General features: G+C 70.9%; 26 protein-coding genes. 5 read left to right on the top strand and 21 right to left on the bottom strand.

Features of this window, described 5'->3' with window-relative positions; translation table 11 throughout:
• Positions 1-5: 5 nt before the first annotated feature.
• Positions 6-428: a hypothetical protein gene (locus U870_RS23155; protein WP_025157484.1), complete on the bottom strand. Its 423-nt coding sequence runs from the start codon at positions 426-428 to the stop codon at positions 6-8.
• Positions 429-728: 300 nt separating this feature from the next.
• Between U870_RS23155 and U870_RS0111220 the strand changes: the two genes are divergently transcribed.
• Complete coding sequence (locus U870_RS0111220) at positions 729-3,497, top strand: hypothetical protein (protein WP_025157483.1); 2,769 nt, start codon at positions 729-731, stop codon at positions 3,495-3,497.
• Between the two features lie 20 nt (positions 3,498-3,517).
• Positions 3,518-4,555: an AI-2E family transporter gene (locus U870_RS0111215; RefSeq protein WP_025157482.1), complete on the top strand. Its 1,038-nt coding sequence runs from the start codon at positions 3,518-3,520 to the stop codon at positions 4,553-4,555.
• 19 nt (positions 4,556-4,574) lie between these two features.
• On the opposite strand, the gene U870_RS0111210 is transcribed toward U870_RS0111215, so the two are convergent.
• The 10 genes from U870_RS0111210 to U870_RS0111165 form a co-directional block, all read right to left on the bottom strand.
• The gene (locus tag U870_RS0111210; RefSeq protein ID WP_025157481.1) at positions 4,575-5,312 is read right to left on the bottom strand and encodes an alpha/beta hydrolase; all 738 of its coding nucleotides are present in this window, start codon (positions 5,310-5,312) and stop codon (positions 4,575-4,577) included.
• 50 nt (positions 5,313-5,362) lie between these two features.
• Positions 5,363-5,674: a hypothetical protein gene (locus tag U870_RS0111205; RefSeq protein WP_025157480.1), complete on the bottom strand. Its 312-nt coding sequence runs from the start codon at positions 5,672-5,674 to the stop codon at positions 5,363-5,365.
• 35 nt (positions 5,675-5,709) lie between these two features.
• Positions 5,710-6,417 carry a lytic transglycosylase domain-containing protein gene (locus U870_RS0111200; protein WP_025157479.1) on the bottom strand — a complete coding sequence of 236 codons (708 nt, stop codon included), beginning with the start codon at positions 6,415-6,417 and terminating at the stop codon, positions 5,710-5,712.
• Positions 6,418-6,488: 71 nt separating this feature from the next.
• Positions 6,489-7,028 carry a DivIVA domain-containing protein gene (locus U870_RS0111195; protein WP_025157478.1) on the bottom strand — a complete coding sequence of 180 codons (540 nt, stop codon included), beginning with the start codon at positions 7,026-7,028 and terminating at the stop codon, positions 6,489-6,491.
• A gap of 12 nt (positions 7,029-7,040) precedes the next feature.
• Positions 7,041-8,039 carry a phosphatidate cytidylyltransferase gene (locus tag U870_RS0111190; RefSeq protein WP_081815257.1) on the bottom strand — a complete coding sequence of 333 codons (999 nt, stop codon included), beginning with the start codon at positions 8,037-8,039 and terminating at the stop codon, positions 7,041-7,043.
• Positions 8,040-8,041: 2 nt separating this feature from the next.
• The gene (gene frr / locus U870_RS0111185; protein ID WP_025157476.1) at positions 8,042-8,596 is read right to left on the bottom strand and encodes a ribosome recycling factor; all 555 of its coding nucleotides are present in this window, start codon (positions 8,594-8,596) and stop codon (positions 8,042-8,044) included.
• Between the two features lie 81 nt (positions 8,597-8,677).
• The gene (pyrH, locus tag U870_RS0111180) at positions 8,678-9,391 is read right to left on the bottom strand and encodes a UMP kinase (RefSeq protein ID WP_025157475.1); all 714 of its coding nucleotides are present in this window, start codon (positions 9,389-9,391) and stop codon (positions 8,678-8,680) included.
• 127 nt (positions 9,392-9,518) lie between these two features.
• Positions 9,519-10,349, bottom strand: a complete 831-nt coding sequence (gene tsf, locus U870_RS0111175) for a translation elongation factor Ts (RefSeq protein WP_025157474.1) — start codon at positions 10,347-10,349, stop codon at positions 9,519-9,521.
• A gap of 43 nt (positions 10,350-10,392) precedes the next feature.
• Positions 10,393-11,328, bottom strand: a complete 936-nt coding sequence (gene rpsB, locus U870_RS0111170) for a 30S ribosomal protein S2 (protein ID WP_025157473.1) — start codon at positions 11,326-11,328, stop codon at positions 10,393-10,395.
• A gap of 253 nt (positions 11,329-11,581) precedes the next feature.
• Positions 11,582-13,081 carry a sugar porter family MFS transporter gene (locus U870_RS0111165; RefSeq protein WP_081815256.1) on the bottom strand — a complete coding sequence of 500 codons (1,500 nt, stop codon included), beginning with the start codon at positions 13,079-13,081 and terminating at the stop codon, positions 11,582-11,584.
• Positions 13,082-13,407: 326 nt separating this feature from the next.
• Here U870_RS0111165 and U870_RS23685 point away from each other — a divergent pair, with 326 nt between their 5' ends.
• Complete coding sequence (locus U870_RS23685) at positions 13,408-13,992, top strand: murein hydrolase activator EnvC family protein (protein WP_240183675.1); 585 nt, start codon at positions 13,408-13,410, stop codon at positions 13,990-13,992.
• Positions 13,993-14,015: 23 nt separating this feature from the next.
• Here the strand turns inward: U870_RS23685 and U870_RS0111155 are convergent, their stop codons facing one another.
• The 4 genes from U870_RS0111155 to U870_RS0111140 form a co-directional block, all read right to left on the bottom strand.
• Positions 14,016-14,921, bottom strand: coding sequence for a tyrosine recombinase XerC (locus U870_RS0111155; RefSeq protein ID WP_025157470.1), 906 nt, complete (start codon positions 14,919-14,921; stop codon positions 14,016-14,018).
• Positions 14,922-15,198: 277 nt separating this feature from the next.
• Positions 15,199-16,512, bottom strand: a complete 1,314-nt coding sequence (dprA, locus tag U870_RS22560) for a DNA-processing protein DprA (RefSeq protein ID WP_025157469.1) — start codon at positions 16,510-16,512, stop codon at positions 15,199-15,201.
• On the bottom strand, positions 16,509-18,050 hold the full coding sequence (locus U870_RS0111145; RefSeq protein ID WP_025157468.1) for a YifB family Mg chelatase-like AAA ATPase: 1,542 nt from the start codon (positions 18,048-18,050) through the stop codon (positions 16,509-16,511). Before U870_RS0111145 ends, dprA begins: the two co-directional genes overlap by 4 nt.
• Complete coding sequence (locus tag U870_RS0111140; RefSeq protein WP_025157467.1) at positions 18,050-18,406, bottom strand: YraN family protein; 357 nt, start codon at positions 18,404-18,406, stop codon at positions 18,050-18,052. Before U870_RS0111140 ends, U870_RS0111145 begins: the two co-directional genes overlap by 1 nt.
• Before the next feature lie 150 nt (positions 18,407-18,556).
• On the opposite strand from U870_RS0111140, the gene U870_RS0111135 reads away from it, so the two are divergent.
• The gene (locus U870_RS0111135; protein WP_025157466.1) at positions 18,557-18,745 is read left to right on the top strand and encodes a hypothetical protein; all 189 of its coding nucleotides are present in this window, start codon (positions 18,557-18,559) and stop codon (positions 18,743-18,745) included.
• A gap of 30 nt (positions 18,746-18,775) precedes the next feature.
• On the opposite strand, the gene U870_RS0111130 is transcribed toward U870_RS0111135, so the two are convergent.
• The 5 genes from U870_RS0111130 to U870_RS0111110 form a co-directional block, all read right to left on the bottom strand.
• A complete protein-coding gene (locus U870_RS0111130; protein WP_018190696.1) occupies positions 18,776-19,099 on the bottom strand; it encodes a DUF2469 family protein in 324 nt (107 codons plus the stop codon).
• A 29-nt stretch (positions 19,100-19,128) separates the two neighbouring features.
• Positions 19,129-19,791: a ribonuclease HII gene (locus U870_RS0111125; protein WP_025157465.1), complete on the bottom strand. Its 663-nt coding sequence runs from the start codon at positions 19,789-19,791 to the stop codon at positions 19,129-19,131.
• Positions 19,791-20,537, bottom strand: a complete 747-nt coding sequence (gene lepB, locus U870_RS0111120; RefSeq protein WP_025157464.1) for a signal peptidase I — start codon at positions 20,535-20,537, stop codon at positions 19,791-19,793. The genes U870_RS0111125 and lepB overlap by 1 nt, the downstream gene beginning before the upstream one ends.
• A gap of 87 nt (positions 20,538-20,624) precedes the next feature.
• On the bottom strand, positions 20,625-20,972 hold the full coding sequence (gene rplS, locus U870_RS0111115) for a 50S ribosomal protein L19 (RefSeq protein WP_025157463.1): 348 nt from the start codon (positions 20,970-20,972) through the stop codon (positions 20,625-20,627).
• A 184-nt stretch (positions 20,973-21,156) separates the two neighbouring features.
• Positions 21,157-21,651 (bottom strand): hypothetical protein, encoded by a 495-nt coding sequence (locus U870_RS0111110; protein ID WP_025157462.1) that lies wholly within the window; start codon positions 21,649-21,651, stop codon positions 21,157-21,159.
• Positions 21,652-21,806: 155 nt separating this feature from the next.
• On the opposite strand from U870_RS0111110, the gene map reads away from it, so the two are divergent.
• Entirely contained in the window at positions 21,807-22,571 is a 765-nt protein-coding gene (gene map / locus U870_RS0111105; protein ID WP_025157461.1) for a type I methionyl aminopeptidase, read from the top strand.
• Positions 22,572-22,610: 39 nt separating this feature from the next.
• On the opposite strand, the gene trmD is transcribed toward map, so the two are convergent.
• The gene (gene trmD / locus U870_RS0111100) at positions 22,611-23,321 is read right to left on the bottom strand and encodes a tRNA (guanosine(37)-N1)-methyltransferase TrmD (protein ID WP_025157460.1); all 711 of its coding nucleotides are present in this window, start codon (positions 23,319-23,321) and stop codon (positions 22,611-22,613) included.
• Between the last annotated feature and the right edge of the window lie 6 nt (positions 23,322-23,327).

The raw sequence follows: 23,327 nt of genomic DNA, 5'->3' as shown, positions 1-23,327 counted from the left end.
CCGGGTCACCCGTTGAACTGGAAGTACATGTTCTGATTGCGCAGCGCACCGAGGTTGTAGCAGGCTCCGCTGTCGAACCTGCTGAGCGCCCAGGTCATCGAGCTCGACGGCCCCCAGATCGCCAGGGGTGTGGTGCCCCGCAGGTAGACGGAGGCGGCGTTCTTGTAGATGCCCTGACCGTATCCCGCGCTGCCGTGCGCGTTGCGGTTGAACGTGTCGTTGATCCACGGCTCTTTGCCGTTCGACTTCTCGTACCCGCGCGACGCCCCCTGGCAGTCGGGCGAGTAGAAGATCTCGAACGCGTTCGCCCCGGTCGCCTGAGCGGGGATCCCCGTCAGCGCGACGCTCGCGGCCACCCCGAGCGCCGCGAGCGTGCCCACGACGGCTCGCCCGGTGGCGCGGCCGGACTTCGACGACTTCGACTTCATTGCCATTCCCCCTTGATTCGGTCGAACCGCAGCGCTCGGCGCTGCGGCGGCCGCCGGTCCGTGCCGTGCAGGCTCGACCATCGGCGAGCTCACGGCCGCCGTCCCGGCGGGTCCGTATGCACACTGCCGGGATGCCGCAGGCCAGGACAATTCGACATTGGTCGTATTGCCACCTCACCCCGGCACATGCTCCCGTGCGGCCACCGGCGCTCTCGCATGCGCCCTTCACGAACGAAATGTAGGATCAGTTCGGCCTGTTCGCCGGGCCGTGCTTGCTTTGAGAGTTCAGGAGAGAAGACTGTGGCCACGGATGAATCGAACTTCACGCAGGTCTTCCGCGGGTACGACAAGGATGAGGTCGACAAAGCGGTCCAGGACCTGCGGCGTGAGCTCATCAAGTCGAACACCCAGTCCGCGGACTCGTCGAAGGAGGTCAAGCGCCTCCAGCTGCGCATCGAGGAGTTGAACGCCGAGATCGAAGAGGTCGGCAGCCCTACCTACTCCGGGCTCGGCACCAAGCTCGAGAACACCCTGCGGGTGGCCGAGGAGCAGTCGACGCGCCTGATCGCGCAGGCCGACATCGACGCCGAGAAGCTGCGCGCCGGCATCGCCGGCGAGGTCGAGAAGATCAAGAAGGCCGCCGCCCAGCAGGCCGAGCGCATCATCGCCGACGCCACGGCCCGCGCCACCACCACGCTCGAGGACGCACAGATCGAGTCCAGCGAGCTGCTGGCGAAGACGCGCACCGACAAGGAGACGCTGCTCACCGACGCGATGCGGGAGGCCGCCGGGATCCGCGGCGCCGTCGCCACCGAGGCCGCCGAACTGCGCGCGACCAGCAAACGCGAGGCTGCCGCCGTGCGTGCCGAGGCCGACCGCGAGGCCGCCGAGCTCAAGGCCGTGGCGTCCCGTGAGGCCGAAGCCGCGCGCGCCGAGGCCGCAGAGCTGGAGCGCACCATCGAGGCGCGCCGCGGCGAACTGGAGGGTGCGTTCGCCCAGGACCGCGCCGCGTTCGAGCGCGAAGCCGCCCAGATCCGCCTCGATCTCGACCGCCGGACGGCCGAGACCGCCGACCGGTTGGCCGCCGACGAGGCTCGCCTGCGGGCGGAGCTCGCGGCGGAGGCCGCCCAGACCCGCGCCGACCTCGCTGCCGAGGTCGAGCAGCAGCGCGCCGCGCTCGCCGCCGAATCCGCCCAGACCCGCGCCGACCTCGCCGACGAGGACGCCACCACCCGGCTCTCGCTGAAGACGGAGGTCGAGCAGACGTCCAAGGCGCTCGCCCTCGAGGTCGAGCAGACGAAGGCGGCCCTGGCCGCCGAGGCCGAACAGACCCGTTCGGCGCTGGCCGACGAGGTCACGACCACCCGATCGGCACTCGCCGAGGAGTCCGGGCGCACGCGCACCGAGCTCGCCGACGAGGTCACCCGGACGACCTCGGCTCTCACCGACGAGGTCACCCGCACGAAGTCGGCTCTCACCGACGAGGTCACCCGCACGAAGTCCGAGCTCGCCGACGAGGTCACCCGCACGAAGGCGCAGCTGGCCGACGAGGTCGAGAGCACCACGAAGCGACTGGCCGACGAGACCCTGCAGACGCGGACGACGCTGGAGCGGGAGTCCACCGAGACCCGCGCCGCACTGGAGGCCGAGCGCACCTCCACCACGGCTGCCCTGGCCGCCGACCGCGAGCGCAGTGCGAGCGAGCTCGCCGCCGCGGCCGAGACGGCCCGCGCCGCACTGGAGGCCGAGACCGACCGTCGACGCCGCGAGCTCGACGCCGAAGCCACCCAGCTGCGCGCCGACCTGGCGGCCGAGGTCGACGCCGCCCGCACCTCCCTCGCCGATGAGCTGTCCCGCGAGCGAAGCACGCTGCAGGCCGAGGTCGCCTCGACCCAGGCGCAGCTCGCCGCCGAGGTCGAGACCACTCGCGCCGCCCTGGCCGCCGAGGTCGAGCAGACGACCTCGGCGCTGCGTACGGAGGTCGCCACCACGACGTCGGCTCTCGCCGCCGAGGTGGAGCAGAAGACGTCCGCGCTCGCCGCCGAGGAGGAGCAGCGCAGGTCCGCTCTCGCCGCCGAGGTCGAGCAGACGACGACCGCTCTCGCCGCCGACACCGAGCAGGCCCGGTCCGCACTGGAGACCGAGGTCGCCACCACCAAGGCCGCCCTCGCCGCCGAGGTCGAGCAGACCACATCCTCTCTCGCCGCCGAGGCGGAGCAAGCCCGGTCCCGGATCGCCGAGGAGACCGAGCGCACCCGCACCACCCTCGAGGAGGACGTGCGCCGCACGTCCGTGGAGCTGGCCGACCTGCGCGCGTCGACGGCCAACGAGCTCGCCAACGATCGGGAGCAGCAGCGGATCGCGCTGGAGACCGAGGCCGAGCAGGTGCGCCTCACCCTCGCCGACGAGACCCAGCAGGCCCGGGTCGCTCTGGAGAAGGACTCGGGCGAGGCCCGCACCGTCCTCGCGGCGGAGGTCGCCGAGGCCCGCACCGCGCTCGCGGCCGAGATCGCCGAGCGCACCGCCGCCTTCGAGCACGAGGCCGCCGACGCCCGCACGGCGCTGGAGTCCGAGCTCACCGCGCTGCGGACGACAACGCTCGCCGAGCTCGACGCCCGCACCCACGAGGTGGCACAGGCGCGCATCGACCTCGACGTCGAGCTCCGCGCCCGCCGCGACGAGGCCGCGAAGGAGTACCTCGCCCGCCACCAGGAGGCCGTGGCCCAGACCCAGAAGTACCTGGACGACGCGAACGCACAGCTCCAGGACGCCACCAAGCGCACCGCGCAGGCACGGTCCGAGAGCGAGGCCTTCGAGACCGAGGCCCGCGAGACGGTCAAGAAGGCCCGCAAGGACGCCGAGCAGACCGCAGCCGCGATCCTCCGCGACGCCGAGGAGCGCGCCGCCGCCCAGATCGAGGAGGCGGAGGACCGCACCAAGCGGCTCGTCGCCGACGCCGAGGAGCGGCTGGCGCAGATCAAAATCGAGCGCGAGGCCGTCGCCGGCTACTTCGAGAACCTGCGCGGCGTGCTCCAGCAGGCCGAGAGCGTCTCGTCCGAGCGCGACTGAACGACCGATCCGGGGGAACCATGAAGATCCAGAACGCCTTCCGCGCCGGGCTGATCGGAACGCTCGGCGTCGGACTGGGCATCCTGATCCTGACGTCCATCGTCAGCCTGGCGACGATCATCACGTACATCGGCGCTGCGCTCTTCCTCGCGCTCGGCATCGAGCCGCTGATCTCGTTCCTCGAGCGCCGCCGGTTCCCGCGCTGGCTCGCCCTCGTGATCACGCTCGTGGTGATCATCGGCGCCTTCGTCGGCCTGATCTGGGCGATCGTCCCGGTCGCCATCTCGCAGGCGACCCAGCTGGTCAACAACACGATCACCTGGGTCAACAGCGGAGGCGCCGAGGACTGGTTCCAGAGCCTGCAGCATCAGTTCCCGTCGGTCATCAACGACTCGAACATCAATGCGGTCACCCAGTGGCTGCAGCAGAACCTGCCCGACATCACCTCGAAGGTCCTGCAGACGGCCTCCGGGATCGTCCAAGGCGCGTTCGGAGTGGTCATCGTGATCATCCTCACGATCTACTTCACGGCGTCGCTGCCGAGCATCAAGCGGGCCGCGTACCAGCTCGTCCCGGCCTCCCGTCGCTCCCGGTTCGCCGACCTGGGCGACCAGATCACCGATTCTGTCGGCAAGTACGTCATGGGCCAGGTCTCGCTCGCACTCGTGAACGGCGTGCTGAGCGCCATCTTCCTGACGATCATCGGCGCCAAGTTCCCGGTGCTGCTCGCCTTCATCGCGTTCTTCTTCTCGCTGATCCCGCTGGTCGGCACGATCACCGGCTCGGTCATCATCGTCGCGGTGTGCATCCTGTCCGGCCCGCCGACGGCGATCGCCGCCGCGATCTACTACATCGTCTACATGCAGGTCGAGGCGTACGTGCTCAGCCCCCGGATCATGAACCGGGCCGTCGCCGTCCCCGGCGCGCTGGTCGTCGTCGCCGCGCTCGCCGGCGGCACCCTGCTCGGCATCCTGGGCGCACTCGTCGCCATCCCGTTCGCGGCGGCTCTCCTGCTCATCATCAAGCAGGTGGTCATCCCCCGGCAGAACGAGCTCTAGCTCGGCGAGGGAGGCGCTCCTACGCTCCGGTCCACTCGGTCGGGAGCGGCAGCGCGGACGGGTTCACCCGGGCGACGATCTCGTCGAGCACGCGCCGGGTCTGGTTCTCCCCCACCCACAGGTGCTTGCCGCCGGCGACGGCGACGAGCTCGACCTGCGGCAGCGGGGCGAACCGGCGGGCCGCCTCGGCGGGCTGCAGGTAGTCATCGTGCTCCGGGATGAGCGCCACGATCGGGCGGGTGTCCCCCGCCCACGCGGCCAGGTGCTCCGGCTTCGCCCGGTGCAATGGCGGAGAGAGCAGGATCAGGCCGTCCACCGGGAACTCGCGGCCGTGCATCAGCGCAAGCTCCGTTCCGAACGACCAGCCCAGGAGCCACGGATGCGGTAGGCCGCGCTCGGCGACGAACGCCATCGCCGCCTCGACGTCATAGCGTTCGTCGACACCGTGCCCGAACTCCCCCTCGCTGCGACCGCGCGGCGACACCGTCCCGCGTGTGTTGAAGCGCAGCACGGCGATGTCCGCCAGGGCGGGGAGCCGCCCCGCGGCCTTGCGCAGGATGTGGGAGTCCATGAAGCCGCCCGCGGTCGGCAGCGGGTGCAGGGTGACGAGCGTCGCCACGGGCTCATGGTCGAGCGGACTGGCGAGCTCCCCGACCAGGGTGAGGCCGTCACGGGTGTGCAGTTCGATGTCCTCGCGACGGGCGGGCAGCTCGATGCCTCCGCGGATCTCGACCGACGCGGCGGGGGTGGTGGTCACGGTGTCCTTCTCGTCTCTCTCATCGGCGCCCGGATCGGCGCCCGGCCCGGTCAACCGATCCGCCAGCACGCCTCGTGCCAGTGCCGTCGCGCAGCGAGGTCGGCCGTGTCCCCGAGCACGCCGTCCGCACGCCAGGCGACGAGATGCGCCACGCCCGGACCGATGTCACGGCCGCAGCCCGGGCACACATAGGTCTTCTGCGCTTGGACGGCCGTGACGGGCTGCACGTTCCAGGTCACCCCGCGACGGGTCTCCGTGCGGCGCCAGCCGGCGATGAGCCGGTCGAGCGCGTCGTCCTGCCGTTCCACGGCATGCCCGCGACCGTGGCCCTGACGGCCTCGGTGACGGTTGCTGCGCGGCATCGAACCAGTCTAAACCGAGCGGGCGAACGTCCGGGTCAGTACCAGCCGGAGGACTGCGAGTGGCCCCAGGCACCGCAGGGCGTGCCGTAACGGCCCGTGATGTAGCCCAGGCCCCAGGTGATCTGGGTCGCGGGGTTCGTCTCCCAATCGGCGCCGGCCGAGGCCATCTTGCTCCCCGGCAGGGCCTGCGGGATGCCGTAGGCGCCGCTGCTGCCGTTGTGCGCGTACACGTTCCAGTGCGACTCCTTGTTCCAGAGCGCGACGAGACAGCTGAACTGATCGTCTCCCCAGCCGCGGGCCTGGAGCATCTCGTACGCGATCGCCTGGGCGGTGCCCGGGTCGGGCGTGCCGACCGCAGGAGCGGAGGCCGACGACGACTTGCTGCTGCTGGACGCGGTGGGCGTCGGAGTGGGCGTGGGCGTGGGCTTCGCCTTGACGCTGACGGTGTCGCGCTCGACCGTGGTCGCGGCCGCGTCCGGCGCGGTCAGAGTCTGCGTCGGCGCCCCGCCGAACCGCGAGGTGGTCTGCGGGGCCGGCAGCGTGTCCGCGTACGCCGGGGCCGCGGTGGAGCCCGAGTACGGGTCCACGACGTTCACCAGGGCGAATCCGACGGCGGCTGTGAACGCGAAGCCCCAGAGCAGGGCGCGCGATCGGATGTGCGGTCGTCGGGATCGCCGGAACGCGACTCCGACCGGGTTGGCCGGTGTCAGCGGAACGATCTCTGCTGTTTCTCGTCTACCCACGATCACAAGACCATAACGGACTTCGGCGGACAATCCAAGAAACCGCGCCTCCGCTCAGCCAATGACCAGCCTCAGCGGACCGCGAGCATCACGTCCGTGACGCTGTCCAGGAGCAGGTCGACCTGCACCTCCCGATACCCGCCGCGCTGCTCGCGGAACGTGACGGTCCGCACCTCTTCGACGCTCATCGGCCGGCCGTCCTGGAAGTACTTCACCAGCCGGTTCGCGAACCGGTCGACGTCCTGCCTGTTGTAGCCGAGGGTCAGCACGCTCACCCGGTCGAACCGGTGGCCCACCGGGCGGTCGAGACGGTTCAGAACCACCTGCGCCGTGCTGCGGGCCTCCGCGAACCAGGCCTCGTCGCCCGCGGCGACTCGCGCCTGCTCGCGCTCGCGCTGGGCGAAGGCGTCCTCGAGGCGCTCCAGCGCCGCGTCGACGTGGGTGGTCGAGTAGCCGCCCTTCTGCATCGAGAAGGCCGTGCGACGGATGTCCGCCGACGTCAGCGGCGCGGAGGCGTCGTCATCGTAGGCGCGCCGGGCGGTCTGCAGGAAGGCGTCCACCTGCTCGACGTCGTATCCCTGCTTCTTCGGGGTGCGGGGGAAGGTGCTCACTCCCCCATTCTGTCATCGGAAGATGAGGAACAGCACGTAGGTGGCCGCCGCCGACGGCAGGATCGAGTCGAGCCGGTCCAGGAACCCGCCGTGCCCGGGCAGCCACGAGCTCATGTCCTTGATGCCGAGGTCGCGTTTGATCAGCGACTCGGCGAGGTCTCCCGCGGTCGCCGTGAGCAGCAGCACGACGCCGAAGATCACACCGAACCACCACGGCTCGTCGATCATGAACAGCGACAGCAGCACTCCGGCGATGATGGCGGTGGCCGTCGCACCGGCGAAGCCCTCCCAGGTCTTCTTGGGACTGATGGTCGGCGCCATGGGGTGCTTGCCCCAGGACAGGCCGGCGGCGTACGCGCCCGTGTCGACCGCCACCACGACGATGACGAAGGCCAGCACCCACCATTCGCCGCCCGGCTCCGCCAGCAGCAGCAAGACGAAGCTGGCCAGCAGACCGACGTAGAGCTGCACCAGCACGCTCCAGGTCAGGTCGCGGCCGAGGGCGGCCGCGCCGGCACGACGCGCGGGGACGGCGAGTTCCTCGATCAACCGCCAGACGACGACGAGCGCGATGCCCGCCGCGAGTGCGACGAGCTGCCCGCCGGCGTGGAACCAGAAGGACGCGGGGATGATCGCGACGGCCGCCGCGACCGTCGGGATGCGCGGGATGTGCCGGCCGGCACCGCGGAACGCCTGGGTCAGCTCGAAGGCCGCGAACCCGGCCATGACCATCCCGAAGGGGATGAACAGCTCCTTGATGAAGACCAGGGTCCCCACCACGATCACGCCGGCGCCGAGGCCGATCAGGATCGCCAGGATGAGGTTGCGGCCCGTGCGCTGCTCGATGAGCTCGTTCGTCGCGTCCAGCTGCGCCTTGCGCGCCTGAACCTGCCGCTCGAAGTCGGCACGCGTCGCCTGCACCTGGGCGCGCAACTCCTCACGAGACCGCGGTTTGCCCCGCCTGCCCGTGTCCGGCGTCCGGGGCGCGCCGGTGCCGCTCCCCTCGCTCATGGTTAGACCTCGAGGAGCTCGGCTTCCTTGCGCTTCAACGCCTCGTCGACGGCGTCGACGTGCGTGCGGGTCAGGGCCTCCAGCTCCTTCTCGCCGCGGGACACCTCGTCGTCGCCGACCTCGCCCTTGAGGGCGTCCAGGTCGTCCTTCGCCTTGCGGCGGATGTTGCGCAGGGCCACCTTCGCGTCCTCGCTCTTGCCGCGGACGATCTTGACGAACTCCTTACGGCGGTCCTCGGTGAGCTCCGGCAGGGTCACGCGGACGATCTCGCCGTCGTTGCCGACGTTCGCGGAGAGGTTCGGCATGTTGACGATGGCCTTCTCGATCTCCTTGAGCGCCGACTTGTCGTACGGCGTCACGAGGAGGACGCGCGCCTCCGGGTTCTGCAGGCCGGCCAGCTGGGCCAGCGGCGTGGGCGAGCCGTAGTAGTCGACGAGCACCTTCTGGAAGAGGGCCGGGTTGGCGCGGCCCGCGCTCACGGTGCCGAAGTCCTCCTTCGCCGCCTCCACGGTCTTGCTCATGCGCTGGCGGGCGTCGGTCATCACATCCGCGATCACGGTGTCTCCTTCAGATCGGTCAATCGGTGTCTAGTCTAGAGCCCCGGCTCCGCGCCCGGCGGCGGGCAGCGCCGTCGCCGGTCAGCCGAGCAGCGTGCCGATCTCGGCCCCCAGCAGCGCGGCCGTGATGTTGCCGGCCGGCTCCATGCCGAAGATGCGCATCGGCATCCCGTTGTCCATGCACAGGCTCAGAGCGGTCGAGTCGACGGCCTTGAGGTTCTGCTGCAGCGCCTCCTGGTGGCTGATGTGGTCGATCTTGCGAGCCTCGGGGTTGGTGCGCGGGTCGGAGTCGTACATCGCGTCCACGCCGTTCTTGGCGACCAGCACGACGTCGGCGCTGATCTCGAGGGCGCGCTGGGCGGCGACCGTGTCCGTGGAGAAGTAGGGCAGTCCGGCGCCGGCGCCGAAGATGACGACGCGGCCCTTCTCGAGGTGGCGCTCGGCGCGCCGCGGGATATAGGGCTCGGCGACCTGCGTCATCGCGATGGCCGACTGGACGCGGGTCTCCGCTCCGGCCTGCTCGAGGAAGTCCTGCAGCGCGAGCGCGTTCATCACGGTGCCGAGCATGCCCATGTAGTCGGCACGTCCCCGGTCCATGCCGCGCTGTGAGAGCTCGGCGCCACGGAAGAAGTTGCCGCCGCCGACCACGATCGCGATCTCGACGTCCTCGGCCGCCTGGGCGATCTCGCGGGCGATGCCGCTGACGATGTCGGGATTCACTCCCAGCTGGCCTCCGCCGAACGCCTCGCCCGAGAGTTTGAGAAGGACCCTGCGTCTTGTGCTCGCTGCCGACATGCGTGAATAGTCCTTCCGACTGTTTGGGGTTCTAACGGTAGTGCGTGGTGCTTCGTGCGCCTATGGGTGGGCGCACAGAAAAGGAGTCCGGATCGCTTGTGGCGATCCGGACTCCTTCATCGGTGCTTTAGGCGCCGACCTTGAACCGGGCGAAGCCGGACACGGTGAGACCCGAGTCCTTCAACACCTGGGAGATGGTCAGCTTGTTGTCGCGGGCGTACTCCTGCTCGAGCAGGGCGACCTGCTTGAAGAACGCACCGAGGCGGCCCTCGATGATCTTCGGGAGCGCGGCCTCCGGCTTGCCCTCGTTGCGCGAGATCTCCTCGACGATGCGACGCTCGTTCTCGACCTCGCTGGCCGGGACGTCCTCGCGGGTGAGGTAGGTCGGGTTCGCGAACGAGATGTGCTGCGCGATGCTGCGGGCGGTCTCCGCGTCGTCGCCGGCGTAGCCGACCACGACACCGACCTGCGGCGGCAGGTCCTTGGAGGTCTTGTGCAGGTAGATCGCGAAGTGCTCGCCCGAGACCGAGGCCACGCGGCGCAGCTCGACCTTCTCGCCCAGGATGGCGGCCTCGTCACCGATGAGCTCGGCGACGGTCTGGCTGCCGGCGGGGGCCGCGAGGGCCTCCTCGACCGTGGTCGCACCGGCGGCGGCGGCCGCGTCGAGGACTTTGTCGGCCAGGGCGATGAACTTCTCGCCCTTCGCCACGAAGTCGGTCTCGCAGGCGAGCTCGATCATCGTGGCGGAGCCGTTGCCGTTCTCCTTGGCCGCGACGAGGCCCTCGCTGGTGGAGCGGTCGGCACGCTTCGCGTTGCCCTTCGCACCCTTCAGACGGAGGATCTCGGTCGCCTTCTCGATGTCGCCACCGGCCTCTTCGAGCGCCTTCTTGGTGTCGACCATGCCCGTGCCGAGCTGCTCGCGCAGGGCCTTGATGTCAGCGATGCTGATGTTTGCCATGTTCTGACTGGAACCTTCTTGTCGAAAGCGGTTGGGGTGGGGACTACTTGGTCTCGGCGTCGGCCTCGACCGCGGCCTCGTCCTCCGCAGCGACCTCGGTCTCCGCGGCGACCTCGGCGTCGGCCTCGCCCTCGGCGATGACCTCGGCGGAGTCCGCCTCGGCCTCGGCGAGGTCGGCGTCAGCGGCCTTCTCGGTCTCGGCGCTCGACTGCACCTCGGCCTGGCCCTGGAGCAGCTCCTGCTCCCACTCGGCGAGCGGCTCGGCCGGCTCGGTGCCCTCTTCGGGCTTCTGGTGGCGCTGGATGAGGCCCTCGGCCGCGGCGTCGGCCACGATGCGGGTCAGGAGGCCGACCGAACGGATGGCGTCGTCGTTGCCCGGGATCGGGTACTGGACCTCGTCCGGGTCGCAGTTCGTGTCGAGGATGGCGATGACCGGGATGCCCAGCTTCTTCGCCTCGTCGATCGCGAGGTGCTCCTTCTTCGTGTCGACGACCCAGAGCGCGCTCGGGGTCTTGGACAGGTTGCGGATGCCGCCCAGCGACTTGTGCAGCTTGTCCAGCTCCCGCTTCTTGATCAGCAGCTCCTTCTTGGTGAAGCCGCTGGTGGTGCCCTCGAAGTCGAGCTCCTCGAGCTCCTTCATGCGGGCGAGGCGCTTGGACACGGTCTGGAAGTTGGTCAGCAGACCACCGAGCCAGCGCTGGTTGACGTAGGGCTGGCCCACGCGGGTCGCCTGCTCGGCGATCGCCTGCTGCGCCTGCTTCTTGGTGCCGACGAAGAGGATGGTGCCGCCGTGGGCGACCGTCTCGCGGACGAAGTCGTAGGTCTTGTCGATGTAGGTGAGCGACTGCTGCAGGTCGATGATGTAGCTGCCCGAGCGCTCGGTGAGGATGAATCGCTTCATCTTCGGGTTCCAGCGGCGGGTCTGGTGTCCGAAGTGGACGCCGCTGTCGAGCAGCTGGCGCATGGTGACGACGGCCATTGCCGTTTCTCCTTGTGTTTGACGCGCCCGTGACGTCTCCGTCGGGCAGGCGCGATGTGCGGTTGTCCACGGCGGCCGGCGGCCACCGTTCCTGGTGCCCCGCGCACCTCCGCTCCCCTGTCCGTCCCGCGCGGAATACCGCGGAGAAAGTGGAGGGAGACCGGTGGAAGTGCGCCCCACCCTGCGGGTGTCCGGGCACGCGTAGTCACTCCGACGAACGGAGTGCTCCGCACATCCTATCAGGAACGCGTGGTCACGCGGAGTCGCCGCTGGAGCGGACCTGCGGCCCGCGCGCCCGCCCCTTGGCATTGGTGAACAGGGTCTCCGCCTGCTCGAGCGCCATGCCGTTCGTCTCGGGGATCTTGAAGAAGACGAAGAAGAACGACAGCGCCGCGAACAGCGCGTACATCCCGTAGGTGAACACCAGCGAGAAGTCGGCCATCGGCGGGAACGACACCGTGATGAGGAAGTTCGCGATCCACTGGGCCGCCGCTGCCAGCCCGAGCGCCTTGCCGCGGATCTTGGTCGGGAAGATCTCGCCGAGCAGCACCCAGACGAGCGGGCCCCACGACGCACCGAAGCAGATGACGAAGAGGTTGGCCGCGACCAGGGCGATCGGCCCCCACGCGCCGGGAAGGCTGACCGCGCCGTTCGCCCCCTTGTCGGCGAACGCGAACGCGAGCGCCATCGTCCCGAGGGAGACGGCCATGCCGACGGAGCCGGTCAGGAGGATCGGGCGGCGGCCGATCCGGTCCACCAGCAGGATCGCGACGACGGTGACCACCACGTTCGTGACGGACGTGATCACACTGATCGTGAGGGAGTCGGCCTTGGTGAAGCCCACGGCGCTCCACAGGGTCGTCGAGTAGTAGAAGATCACGTTGATGCCCACGAACTGCTGGAACACCGACAGGATGATGCCGATCCACACGATGCCCTTCAACCCCAGCACATTGCCGCGCAGGGTCGCCTTCAGGCCCTCCTTGTCCACCTTGATGGAGTCTTCGATGTCCTTGATCGACCGGTCGAGGTCCGCGGCGGGCACGAGCGTCTCGAAGACCTTGCGGGCCTCGTCGCGGCGACCGGTCGCGAGCAGGAAGCGCGGGGACTCCGGCACCGTCAGCGCGATGATGCCGTAGACGGCGGAGGGGATGACGCCGACCAGGAACATCCACCGCCACGCCTCCAGCCCGAACCAGATCTCGCGCGACGGGTTGCCGTTCGCGAGCAGCGCGTCGGAGAGGAGCGCGGCGAAGATTCCGATGGTGATCGCCAGCTGCTGCAGAGAGGCCAGGCCGCCACGTCGCTGCCGCGGCGCGATCTCGGCGATGTACGCCGGCGCGACGACGGAGGCGATGCCGATGCCGAGGCCGCCCACCACGCGCCAGAGGCCCAGATCCCAGACCGAGAAGGCGAGACCGGCCCCGATCGAGCTCACGAAGAACAGGACGGCGCCGAGGAACATGACCTTGAGCCGGCCCCACCGGTCGGCGAGCCGACCGGCCACGTAGGCGCCGAGCGCGCAGCCGAGCAGAGCGACGGCGACGACGAACCCCTTGACGAACGCGTTGAGCTCGAAGTGCGTGCCGATCGAGTCGACCGCACCGTTGATGACCGACGAGTCGAAGCCGAAGAGGAAGCCTCCCACGGCCGCCGCGATGGCGAGCCCCGTCGCTTTGCGCCGCATCGCGCCGCTGGGCTGGTGGGCGACCTCGTTCCCGGCCTCATCCGTGCCGCTGCGTTGTCCTGACATGTCTTCCCCTTGTTCGGTTGTGTGCCGCCGCCGGCGACGTCCGCGACGGGCGAGCGCGAACCGGCGCTAGACACGGTACGCCCGGATCGCCGCGGGGCAATGTCGACATGCGTCCGATGTGCAGAAACCCGTTTCCCACCGATCCGCGGCCCCGGGTCCGCGGCGGATCCGCTTCACGCGAGAGTGGGAGCGGGCGCCGCGCGGCGCGGAGGGGGTGGACGCCGATGCACGTATGGGACGGATGGCGGAGGTGGCATGCGTGGCGGGGATGGCATGGATGGCACGGATGGCGTCGCGGTAACGCGGGGTGCTCGCAGGGTCGGCGGGTGAGGGGGTGGGCCAGGAACGGGCGGCGTACTCCCCGGGTCCTGGCCGCCCTGTGCTGCGGCGTCCTCCTCGCGGGCGGCGCGTCGCCCGAGCGATCCCCGGCGAGCGGACTGCCGCCCGCCGGGCCGGCGGCCTCGCCGTCGAGCGTCGGACGCGTCGTGCAGCCCTCGCCGCGCTGGTCCTGGCCGGTCGCTCCTCCCCGGGTGATCGGGCCGTTCGCGGCGCCGCCGACGCCCTATGCGGCCGGGCATCGCGGCATCGACCTGGCCGCGATCGCCGGTACGCCCGTGACGTCGCCGTCGGATGCGCGGGTGCGCTTCGCCGGCGTCGTCGTGGACCGCCCCGTGCTCACGCTGGACCATGGCGGCGGCGTGCTCTCGAGCTACGAGCCGCTGTCGACGTCCCTCGGCGCGGGCGATCCTGTCGGGCGCGGTGCTCCGCTCGGTCAGGTCGCCGCCGGCGGCCACTGCGATGGGGCATGCCTCCATGTCGGCGTCCGGGTCGACGGCGCGTACGTCTCGCCGCTGTTGTTCTTCGATTCCGTGCCGCCGTCCGTGCTGCTTCCGCTGGACCATGGGAGGTGACACTCGCGTCGACGGCCGGGCGCTCAGGCGCGGGGGTGCGCGATCCGGTAGCTCTCCTTGAGGCGTTCGGTCGAGACGTGCGTGTAGATCTGGGTGGTGCCCATGCTCGCGTGCCCGAGGATCTCCTGCACGGCGCGCAGGTCGGCGCCCCCGTCGAGGAGGTGGGTGGCGGCCGTGTGGCGGAGCGCGTGCGGGCCTGCCGGTCCCGACCCGGGGATCTCCTCGAGGAGGGTGGCGACCAGCTCGTAGACCGCCCGCGTGCCGATCCGTCCGCCGCGCGTGCCGAGCAGCAGTGCCGGCCCCGATCGTTCGACGGCGAGCGCCGGACGCGCCTCGGCGAGGTAGCGGCGGATGACCGCGCGGGCGGGGACGCCGAAGGGGACGACCCGCTCCTTCGCCCCCTTGCCGAGCACGCGGACGGTCAGCCGGTCGAGGTCGACGTCGTCCACGTCCAGTCCGGTCAGTTCTGAGACGCGGACCCCGGTCGCATAGAGGAGTTCGATGATCGTGAGATCGCGAAGCGCTCCGGGGTCCCCGTCGGTCGCGCGAGCGGCGAGGGCGGCGAGCAGGTCGTCCATCTGCGCTCGGGTGATCACGCGCGGGAGGGTCTTGTCGGGTCGCGGCGCCCGGAGGCGTGCGGCCGGGTCGACTCGTTCGCCCGCCAGGCGGCTCGACCACGCGCTGAACCCGCGCGCAGCGGCGGACCGTCGGGCCAGGGTCGCTTTGGACAGTCCCCGCTGCGCGCCCTCCCAGAGCCAGTCACGCAGCAGGTCGAGGGTCAGCCCGTGCGATTCGTCCACCTGCCGTCCGGCGGCGAAGGCGGCGAGCGCCGTCAGGTCGGACCGATAGGCGCGCACGGTCTGCGCCGAGTATCCGCGCTCCACCTCCAGGTGGCGCGCGTACCCGTCGATCGCGTCCGTGAACTGCACCCTCCCAGCATCCCGCCCCGACGGCCCCGGCCCGCGCAGCGACCCTCGGGGAGCCCCGGTTCCGCTCCGTCTGCCTCCGTCTGCTTGGCTGTCCGTCTGCCGGTCTGCCGGTCTGTCCGTCTGCCGGTCTGCCGGTCTGTCCGTCTGCCCGGCTGTCCGTTTGTCCGTCTGACCGTCTGCCCGTCTCTCCGTCTCTCCGTCGGTCCCGGAGATGTCGGTCCCAGAGACGGCGGTGCATGAGCGCGTCGCAGACGAACGGTGTGCGGGTCGAACCAGCTCATCGGGTCGCCTCCCAGCCGGTCTCGGTGAGTCGCACGTCGCCCGTCAGTTCGAGCCGTCCCAGCGCGGCGACGACCGCCTGCACCGGGACGCCGCTCGTGCGGGCGAGCGCGTCGGGGGTGAGGCCTCCACGCACGGAGGCCGCTGCCAGGACCGCACGGTCGTTCGTGTGCTGCCCCGCGGTCACGGCATCGTCCGGGTCGTCCGGGGGCCCGCTGCCGATCGGGTCGGCGAGTTCCGCCATCTCGTCGACGGTGGTCACGCAGGTGGCGGCGTACTCGCGGATGAGCCGGTGGCAGCCGGCCGAAGCCGGGGACGTCACCGGACCGGGGACGGCTCCGAGCGGACGGCCGAGCTCGGCGGCGTGACCCGCGGTGTTGAGGGAGCCGGAACGGTGTCCGGCCTCGACCACGACGGTGGCACCGCTCACCGCGGCGATGAGTCGGTTGCGCATCAGGAACCGCCACCGGGTCGGGGTGGATCCGCACGGCAGCTCGCCGAGGAGCAGGCCGTCCTCCGCGACCCGCCGCAGCAGGTCGCTGTGACCGGCGGGGTAGAGCCGGTCCACTCCCCCGGCCAGGAACGCCACGGTGACGTGCCCGCTCGCGACCGCAGCGCGATGCGCTGCGCCGTCGATGCCGTACGCACCGCCCGAGATGATGGCGAATCCGCGGTCGCCGAGGCCGGCCGCGCTCTCCATGGCCACATGCTCGCCGTAGCCGGTCGCTGCGCGGGCACCGACGAGCGAGATCGAGCGGTCGAGAGCGGCGAGACGTCGCGCGTCGCCGCGCAACCAGAGACCGATGGGCGCGCCCGTGTCCAGGGCGGCGAGTCCCGCCGGCCAGCCGACGCTCTCGGGTGTGAGCAGCGTCGCGCCGACGTGCGCCGCCATCTCCAGGGCACGGACGCCCGCCTGCGGCGATCCTCGCGTGCGCCAGCGCTTCAAGGCGTCCGACATCCGCGAGCGTTGGCGGGCGCTCGACGCATCCGCGCCGATCCGCGCGAGCATGTCGCCCGCGTCGTGCTCGGCGGCGAGACAGCGCAGCGCCCCCGCCGGGCCGAGCGCCCCGACCAGCGCGCCCGCGTCGGTGTCCCCCGGTTCGACCATCGTGCCGAGGGCGACCCGAGCGAACGCGGTCTCCATCGCATCACGGTCGTTCCCTGCGGCGCCCGATCCATCCCCCTCACCGCCCGTGGCCGCTGCCGACGCGCGTCTTTCGGGAGCCTCGGCGGCGGGACGTGGTTCGACCGCGGCGAGCAGCGCCGCGAGCCGGCGATGCGGCACGCCGACGAAGGCGTTCGTGGAGGTCATGCTCCCACTCCCCGGCGCAGGAAGAGGGCGCGACCGATGTGGTCGGCGGTCGGGCAGGCGTCGCCGTCGAGGTCCGCCAGGGTCCACGCGAGCCGCAACGCCCGGTCGTAGCCGCGCATCGTGATGGCGCCGCGCTCCAGCGCGCGGTCGAGCGGCGCGATGGCGGTCGTTCCGATCCGCCTCGCCCCCGTCCGCAGCCAGACCCCCGCGACGTCCGCGTTGCGACGCCACCCGGTGCCGGCCAGACGCGACGCCGCGGCGCGGCGTGCCGCCTCCACCCGCGCCCGCAGCGCGGCGCTCGATCGCCCGGGCGGTCCGGCGTCCGAGGCGGTCCGCAACGCGGACAGGCCGAGACGGCGCACGGTGAGGTGGATGTCGACGCGATCCAGCAGAGGGCCCGACATGCGGGCGAGGTAGCGACGGCGCGCTATGGGCGTGCAGGTGCACTCGTCATCGAGCGAGCCGTAGCGACCGCACGGGCAGGGGTTGGAGGCGAGGACGAGCTGGAATCGCGCCGGGAACGTCGCGGCGCCGCTCGCCCGATGGATGCTGACCGCGCCCGCCTCCAGCGGTTGCCGCAACGCGTCCAGCACGGACGGCGGGAACTCGGCGGCCTCGTCGAGGAACAGCACGCCGTTGGTGGCGCGCACGATCGCACCGGGGACGATCCGACCGCTGCCTCCCCCGATCAGGGACACGGCGCTCGCTGTGTGGTGCGGTGCCTCGAACGGCGGCCGACGGACCAGGCCGCTGCCGACACCGAGCCCTGCGAGCGAGCGGATGGACGTGGACTCGAGGGCTTCGTCGCCGGTCAGATCGGGCAGCAGGGACGGCAGCCGACGCGCGAGCATGGTCTTGCCTGCCCCGGGCGGGCCGACCATGGCCACATGGTGCCCGCCCGCCGCGGCCGCGACCAGGGCGTCCACCGCCTCATCATTGCCGGCGACGTCGGCGAGGTCCGGCTCGACGGGAGGGGCGAGGTCGCGTGCCGGTCCCTCGACGGGGTCGACGTCGACGGGCTCCAGATCGGCGCCGTGGGCGATCGCCGCGGCGCGCAGCCCGGTCACGGCCACGACCTCCACCCCGTCGACGAGCTCGGCCTCGCCGGCGTTGGCCGTCGGGACGAACACCCGGTGGAACCCCGCCTCCCGTGCGGCGAGCACTGCCGGGAGCACCCCGGGCACGGGCCGGAGGCGACCGTCGAGCCCCAGCTCGCCGAGGTGCACCGCCCGCGCCGCGGATTCCGCAGGGACGTCGCCGGCCGCCGCCAGGGCGGCGATGGCGATCGCGAGGTCGAAACCGCTCCCCTGCTTGCGGAGCGAGGCGGGCGACAGGTTCACGATGAGCTTGCGCTGCGTGAGCGGACGGCCCGCGTTGACGGCGGCCGCACTCACCCGCTTGCGGGACTCGCCGAGCGCGGCGTCCGGGAGCCCGATGAGCACGAAGGCGGGGAGCCCCGCCGAGATGTCGGCCTCGACCTCGACGATGTCGCCGCGAACACCCGTCAGCGCCACCGCGAACGCGCGCGCGAGCGCCATCACGCCACCCCCGCGAGATGCTCGACGGTGGGAGTGCTGCTCCACGCGTCGGTCACCGCCACCGCGTCGATCCGGATCTCGCCGCGGACGGGACCATGCTCGTGACACCACTCGGCCACCAGGCGCCGCAGCCGCGACCGCTTGATCGGCGTGATGGCCTCGAACGGATGCCCGAACGCGACGGAGCTGCGCGTCTTCACCTCGACGAACACCGTCGTCCTGCCGTCCGCGAGCACCAGGTCGAGCTCGCCGATCGGGCACCGCCAATTGCGGTCCAGTACCACCCACCCGGCCGCCTCGAGCCAGCCGGCCGCGACCGCCTCACCTCGGCGCCCGAGTTCGTCCTTCTCTGCCATGTCGACCTCCTGCCCCCAGCATCGACGGGCGGGCGACGCCACGGGGCCGGAGAGGAGGATCGGTGGAGAGCGACACGCGACGACGCGACTGTGGAGGGATCAGAACCCGGCGCCCCGGCAGGCACGACCCATGAGAACCGTGTGCGATCAGTGCAGCACACCGAACCGCGGCGAGGCGACCGCACGGCGACGAGCGTGCTCTGCGACGACTGCTTCGCGGCGTTCGCGGGGCTCGCGGCCGGCTACCAGGCCGGTGGGACCGTCGCGGACGCAATCAGCACGTCGGGCTGGTTCTCCCGACTCCGTGCGCGCCGCGATCGCCCGGAACGCCCGGAGTAGGCCGCGGCGGCGGGCGCTGTCCGCCGAACGCTACTCGTCGAGCGCGAGCTCCTTGGGGAGCTCGAACTCCTTGCTCGAGAGCTCCTCGATGTTGACGTCCTTGAACGTCAGGACGCGCACCGACTTCACGAACCGATCGGCGCGGTAGACGTCCCACACCCACACGTCGTTCATGGTCAGCTCGAAGTAGAAGTCGTGCTCGGTGTCCCGGCGCACGAACTCCACCTCGTTCGCGAGGTAGAAGCGGCGCTCCGTCTCGATCACGTACTTGAACTGCGAGACGACGTCCCGGTACTCGCGATACAAAGCCAACTCGACCTCGCGGTCGTAGTCGTCGAACTCGTCTTCATCCATCGTTCGTCAAGTCTATGCCGGACCGGGCCTCAAAGCGGAATGTCGAGCATCGAGGACTGCTTCAGCCAGGTCAACCGGTGCAGCGCGCTCGGCCCGAGCTCGTCCAGCGCGGCGAAGTGCTCGCGCGACGAGTAGCCCTTGTTGTTCGCCCAGCCGTAGCCGGGGTACTCGGCGTCGTGCCGGATCATCAGCCGGTCGCGGTGCACCTTGGCGATGACGGACGCCGCCGACACCGACGCGCAGTCACGATCGGCCTTCACCCGGGTGACCACCCGGGCGGGTCGCATCAGCGCCGGGTTGAGGTAGTCGTAGTTGCCGTCGAGGATCAGGGTGCTGTCGTTCACCTGCGCCCCCTGCTCCTCCAGCTGAGCGAGCGCGCGCGCACCGGCCAGACCCAGGCACTTCATGATGCCGAGCGCGTCGACCTCCGCGGCCGATGCCAGCCCGACGGCGTGGAACATCGCCCAGCGACGGCACGCCGGCTCGAGCGCCTCGCGCGCGGGCTCCGGGAGCAGCTTCGAGTCGCGCAGCCCGACGGGGATGCGCTTGACCGCGGTGTCGATCACCACCATGCCCACCGCGACCGGTCCGGCGAGCGCACCGCGGCCCACCTCGTCGACCGCGACGATGGACGTCACGCCGTCGCGGTAGAGCGCCTTCTCGAACCGGAGGGTCGGCGTCACCGGGGCCATTATCCTGAGCTCTCCTCCACACGTGCGAAGACCTCAGGATAGTCGTCCAGCCAGGTCCATCGGCTGACAGGCCAGCTGATGACGAACGCGCGCCCGACGACGTTCGAGAGCGGGACGAAACCGTGGCCCGGCAGCGACTGGTTGCGTGAGGAGTCCTGCGACGCGTAGCGGTTGTCCCCCATCACCCAGAGCTCCCCCGCGGGCACGGTGACGTCGAAGGCCAGGGTCGCGGCGTTGCTCTGCCCCGGAGGGACGATGATGTACGGCTCGTCGATCGGCACGCCGTTCACGGTGAGGTGACCCGTGGTGGAGCAGCAGGCGACCCGATCGCCGGGGAGGCCGATGATGCGCTTGACCAGGTGGTCGTCGCTGTCGGACGCGGAGAGGCCGACGAAGGTCAAGGCGGTGTCGACGGCCTGCCCGATCGGGTTCTGGTGGGTCGGCGGAGCAGGAGGCAGCCAGCCGCCGGGATCGCGGAACACGACGACGTCGCCGCGCGCGAGCGGGAACAGCGACGGTTGCAGCTCGTTGACGATGATCTTGTCCTGGATCTGCAGGGTGTTCTCCATCGACCCGGAGGGGATGTAGAACGATCGGACCACGAAGGTCTTGACCAGGAACGACACCAGCAGCGCGACGACCACGATCACCGCGATGTCGCGCACGAACCTCAGCGCCGAGCGCTGCTTGTCGCGCTCGCCCCGCGTCGCCGGCTGCGCACCCGCGGGGACCGTGTCTTCCGTCATTTAACCGCCTGAGCTCCCGGTCCAGTGTAGGACCGGGAGCTCAGGACGACGGCAGCAGGGGCCGCGCGAGTCGCTGCGCGGGGCAGCTCAGTTGTCGCGCTTCTCCTTGATCTTCGCCTTCTTGCCGCGCAGCTCGCGCAGGTAGTAGAGCTTGGCGCGACGGACGTCACCGCGGGTGACGACCTCGATCTTGTCGATGACCGGGGAGTGGACCGGGAAGGTGCGCTCGACACCGACCTGGAAGCTGATCTTGCGGACCGTGAAGGTCTCGCGGACGCCCTCGTTCGAGCGTCCGATGACGACGCCCTGGAAGACCTGGACGCGGGCGCGGGTGCCCTCGATGATGTTGACGTGCACCTTGACGGTGTCGCCGGCGCGGAACGCGGGGATGTCCGACTTGAGGGACGCGGCGTCCACGTGGTCGAGGATGTGCATGGCTCTTCGCTCTCTGTACCCGCCGACAGGTCGGGGACGGATTCGGGGCCGCCTCGCGCTCACGCGGTGGCGGCCGTTCATTCGGTTGGGGTGTGCGCGAGAGATGCTGGCTCCCCTGTGGCAGAGCCTGGCCGCGGCACAAGCATCAATTCTGCCATGCCGACCCCGCGATCACCAAAGCGGGTCAGCGCTCGTCGTGCCGTTCCTCGACGACGATGTACTCGACGCTGTCGTAGTGCGGCTCCGGACGCGGGACCTGGGGCGCCTGCGCCGCCCGCTCGTAGGCGGCGAAGGTCTGCTGCACCCGGGCCCGCATGTCGGTGACGAGCTCGCCGAGGACGAGCCAGAACGTGCCGAGGAAGAACACGACGGCGGCCACCGCCAGCCACCCGGTCGCGCCGGCCGGGAAGAAGCCGAAGGCGATGACGGCCGCATGCCACGCGGTGAGCAGGCCGACGTCCGGCCAGGAGACCGCTCGCACGTCCCGCGCGCTGCGGCGGGCGACGGTCACGCCCGCGACCGCGAGCTGGGCCAGGAAGAGCACCGGGCACAGGATCAGGAGGCCGACGAAGCTCCACCCGCTGCCGGCGCTGAACGCCGCCCAGCCGATCAGCAGCCACACCGGAAGCACCACGGCGGACGGGAAGAGCCACCAGTAGAACGCCTTGCGGATGATCACGCGACCAGCGTAACCGCGGACGCCTGTGCGGCGGCTGCGGGTTCGCCGTGGGCCGAATCCGCGCGACCCGACCGCCTGGAACCACCGCGCGGCAGCGTGGAAGACTGTGAGCGGCCCGTGCACGGCGCGCGCGGCGACAGGAGGAGGACGCACCCGTGATCGAGCTGAGGACCCCCGCGGAGATCGAACAGATGCGGCCCGCGGGACGCTTCGTCGCCCAGGTGCTGGCCGAGACCGCCGCCGCCGCGAAGGTGGGCGTCAACCTCCTCGAGCTCGACCGGATCGCGCACGACCTCATCCGGTCGCGCGGGGCCGAGTCCTGCTACATCGACTACCACCCCTCGTTCGGCGCGAGCCCGTTCGGCAAGGTCATCTGCACGTCCGTCAACGACGCGGTGCTGCACGGGCTCCCCCACGACTACCGCTTGCGCGACGGCGACCTGCTCAGCCTGGACTTCGCCGCGAGCGTCGACGGCTGGGTCGCGGACTCCGCCGTCTCGCTCGTGGTGGGGGCGGCCCGGGACGAGGACCTGCGGCTCATCGAGACCACACGCCGCGCCCTCGCCGCCGGGATCGCCGCCGCACGGCCGGGCGGCCGGATCGGCGACATCTCCGCCGCGATCGCTGCGGTGGCCCACGCGGAGGGCTACTCCATCAACACGCAGTTCGGCGGACACGGGGTGGGGCGCACGATGCACGGGGACCCGCACGTGCCGAACGACGGACGGGCCGGACGCGGCTTCCCGCTCAAGCCCGGACTCGTGGTCGCGATCGAGCCGTGGTTCCTCGAGACCACCGATGAGATCGTGACGGACGCCGACGGGTGGACGCTGCGCAGTGCGGACGGATCCCGTGGCGCGCACTCCGAGCACACCGTCGCCATCACGGACGACGGGCCGCTGGTCCTCTCCGCTCCGTAGCGGCCACGGGAGCCGTAGCGGCGACGGGAGCCGCAGCCGCTACGGGAGCAGGTCCGGGCGCACGCGACGGGTGCGCTCCAGCTGCTGCTCGCGCCGCCAGGTCGCGATCGCTCCGTGATTGCCCGACAGCAGCACGGGCGGCACGGTGTGCCCGCGCCATTCGGCGGGCTTCGTGTAGCTCGGGTACTCCAGGAGCCCGTCCTCGTGCGACTCCTGGACCAGGCTCTCCGGGTTCCCCACGACGCCGGGGATCAGCCGGCCGATCGCCTCGATCATGGCCATCGTCGCGACCTCCCCGCCGTTGAGCACGTAGTCCCCGATGCTCATCAGCCGCACCCTCGCCCGCGCCGCGGTGTCGTCGAAGACACGCTGGTCGATCCCCTCGTAGCGCCCGCAGCCGAACACGAGGTGCTGCTCCTGGGCGAGCTCGCGGGCGATGGCCTGCGTGAAGACCTCGCCGGCCGGCGAGGGGAAGATCACGACCGGGCCGTCGGAGTCGTCGGCGCCGTGCGCGTCCTCCCCCGCACCCAGCACCGCGTCGAGGACCTCGCCCCACGGCTCGGGCTTCATCACCATCCCGGCTCCGCCGCCGTATGGGGTGTCGTCCACCGTGCGGTGCCGGTCGTGCGTGTGGTCGCGGAGGTCGTGGACGCCCAGCTCGATGATCCCGGACTGACGCGCCTTGCCGAGCAGCGAGATGTCCAGCACATCGAAGAACGTCGGGAAGATCGTGACGATGTCGATGCGCATGCACAC

It is taken from the genome of Leifsonia aquatica H1aii (genome assembly GCF_000633535.1).
GTDB lineage: Bacteria > Actinomycetota > Actinomycetes > Actinomycetales > Microbacteriaceae > Leifsonia > Leifsonia aquatica_A.
The sequence above is the reverse complement of the archived record's forward strand: the minus strand, read 5'-3'. Positions and strand labels throughout refer to the sequence as shown.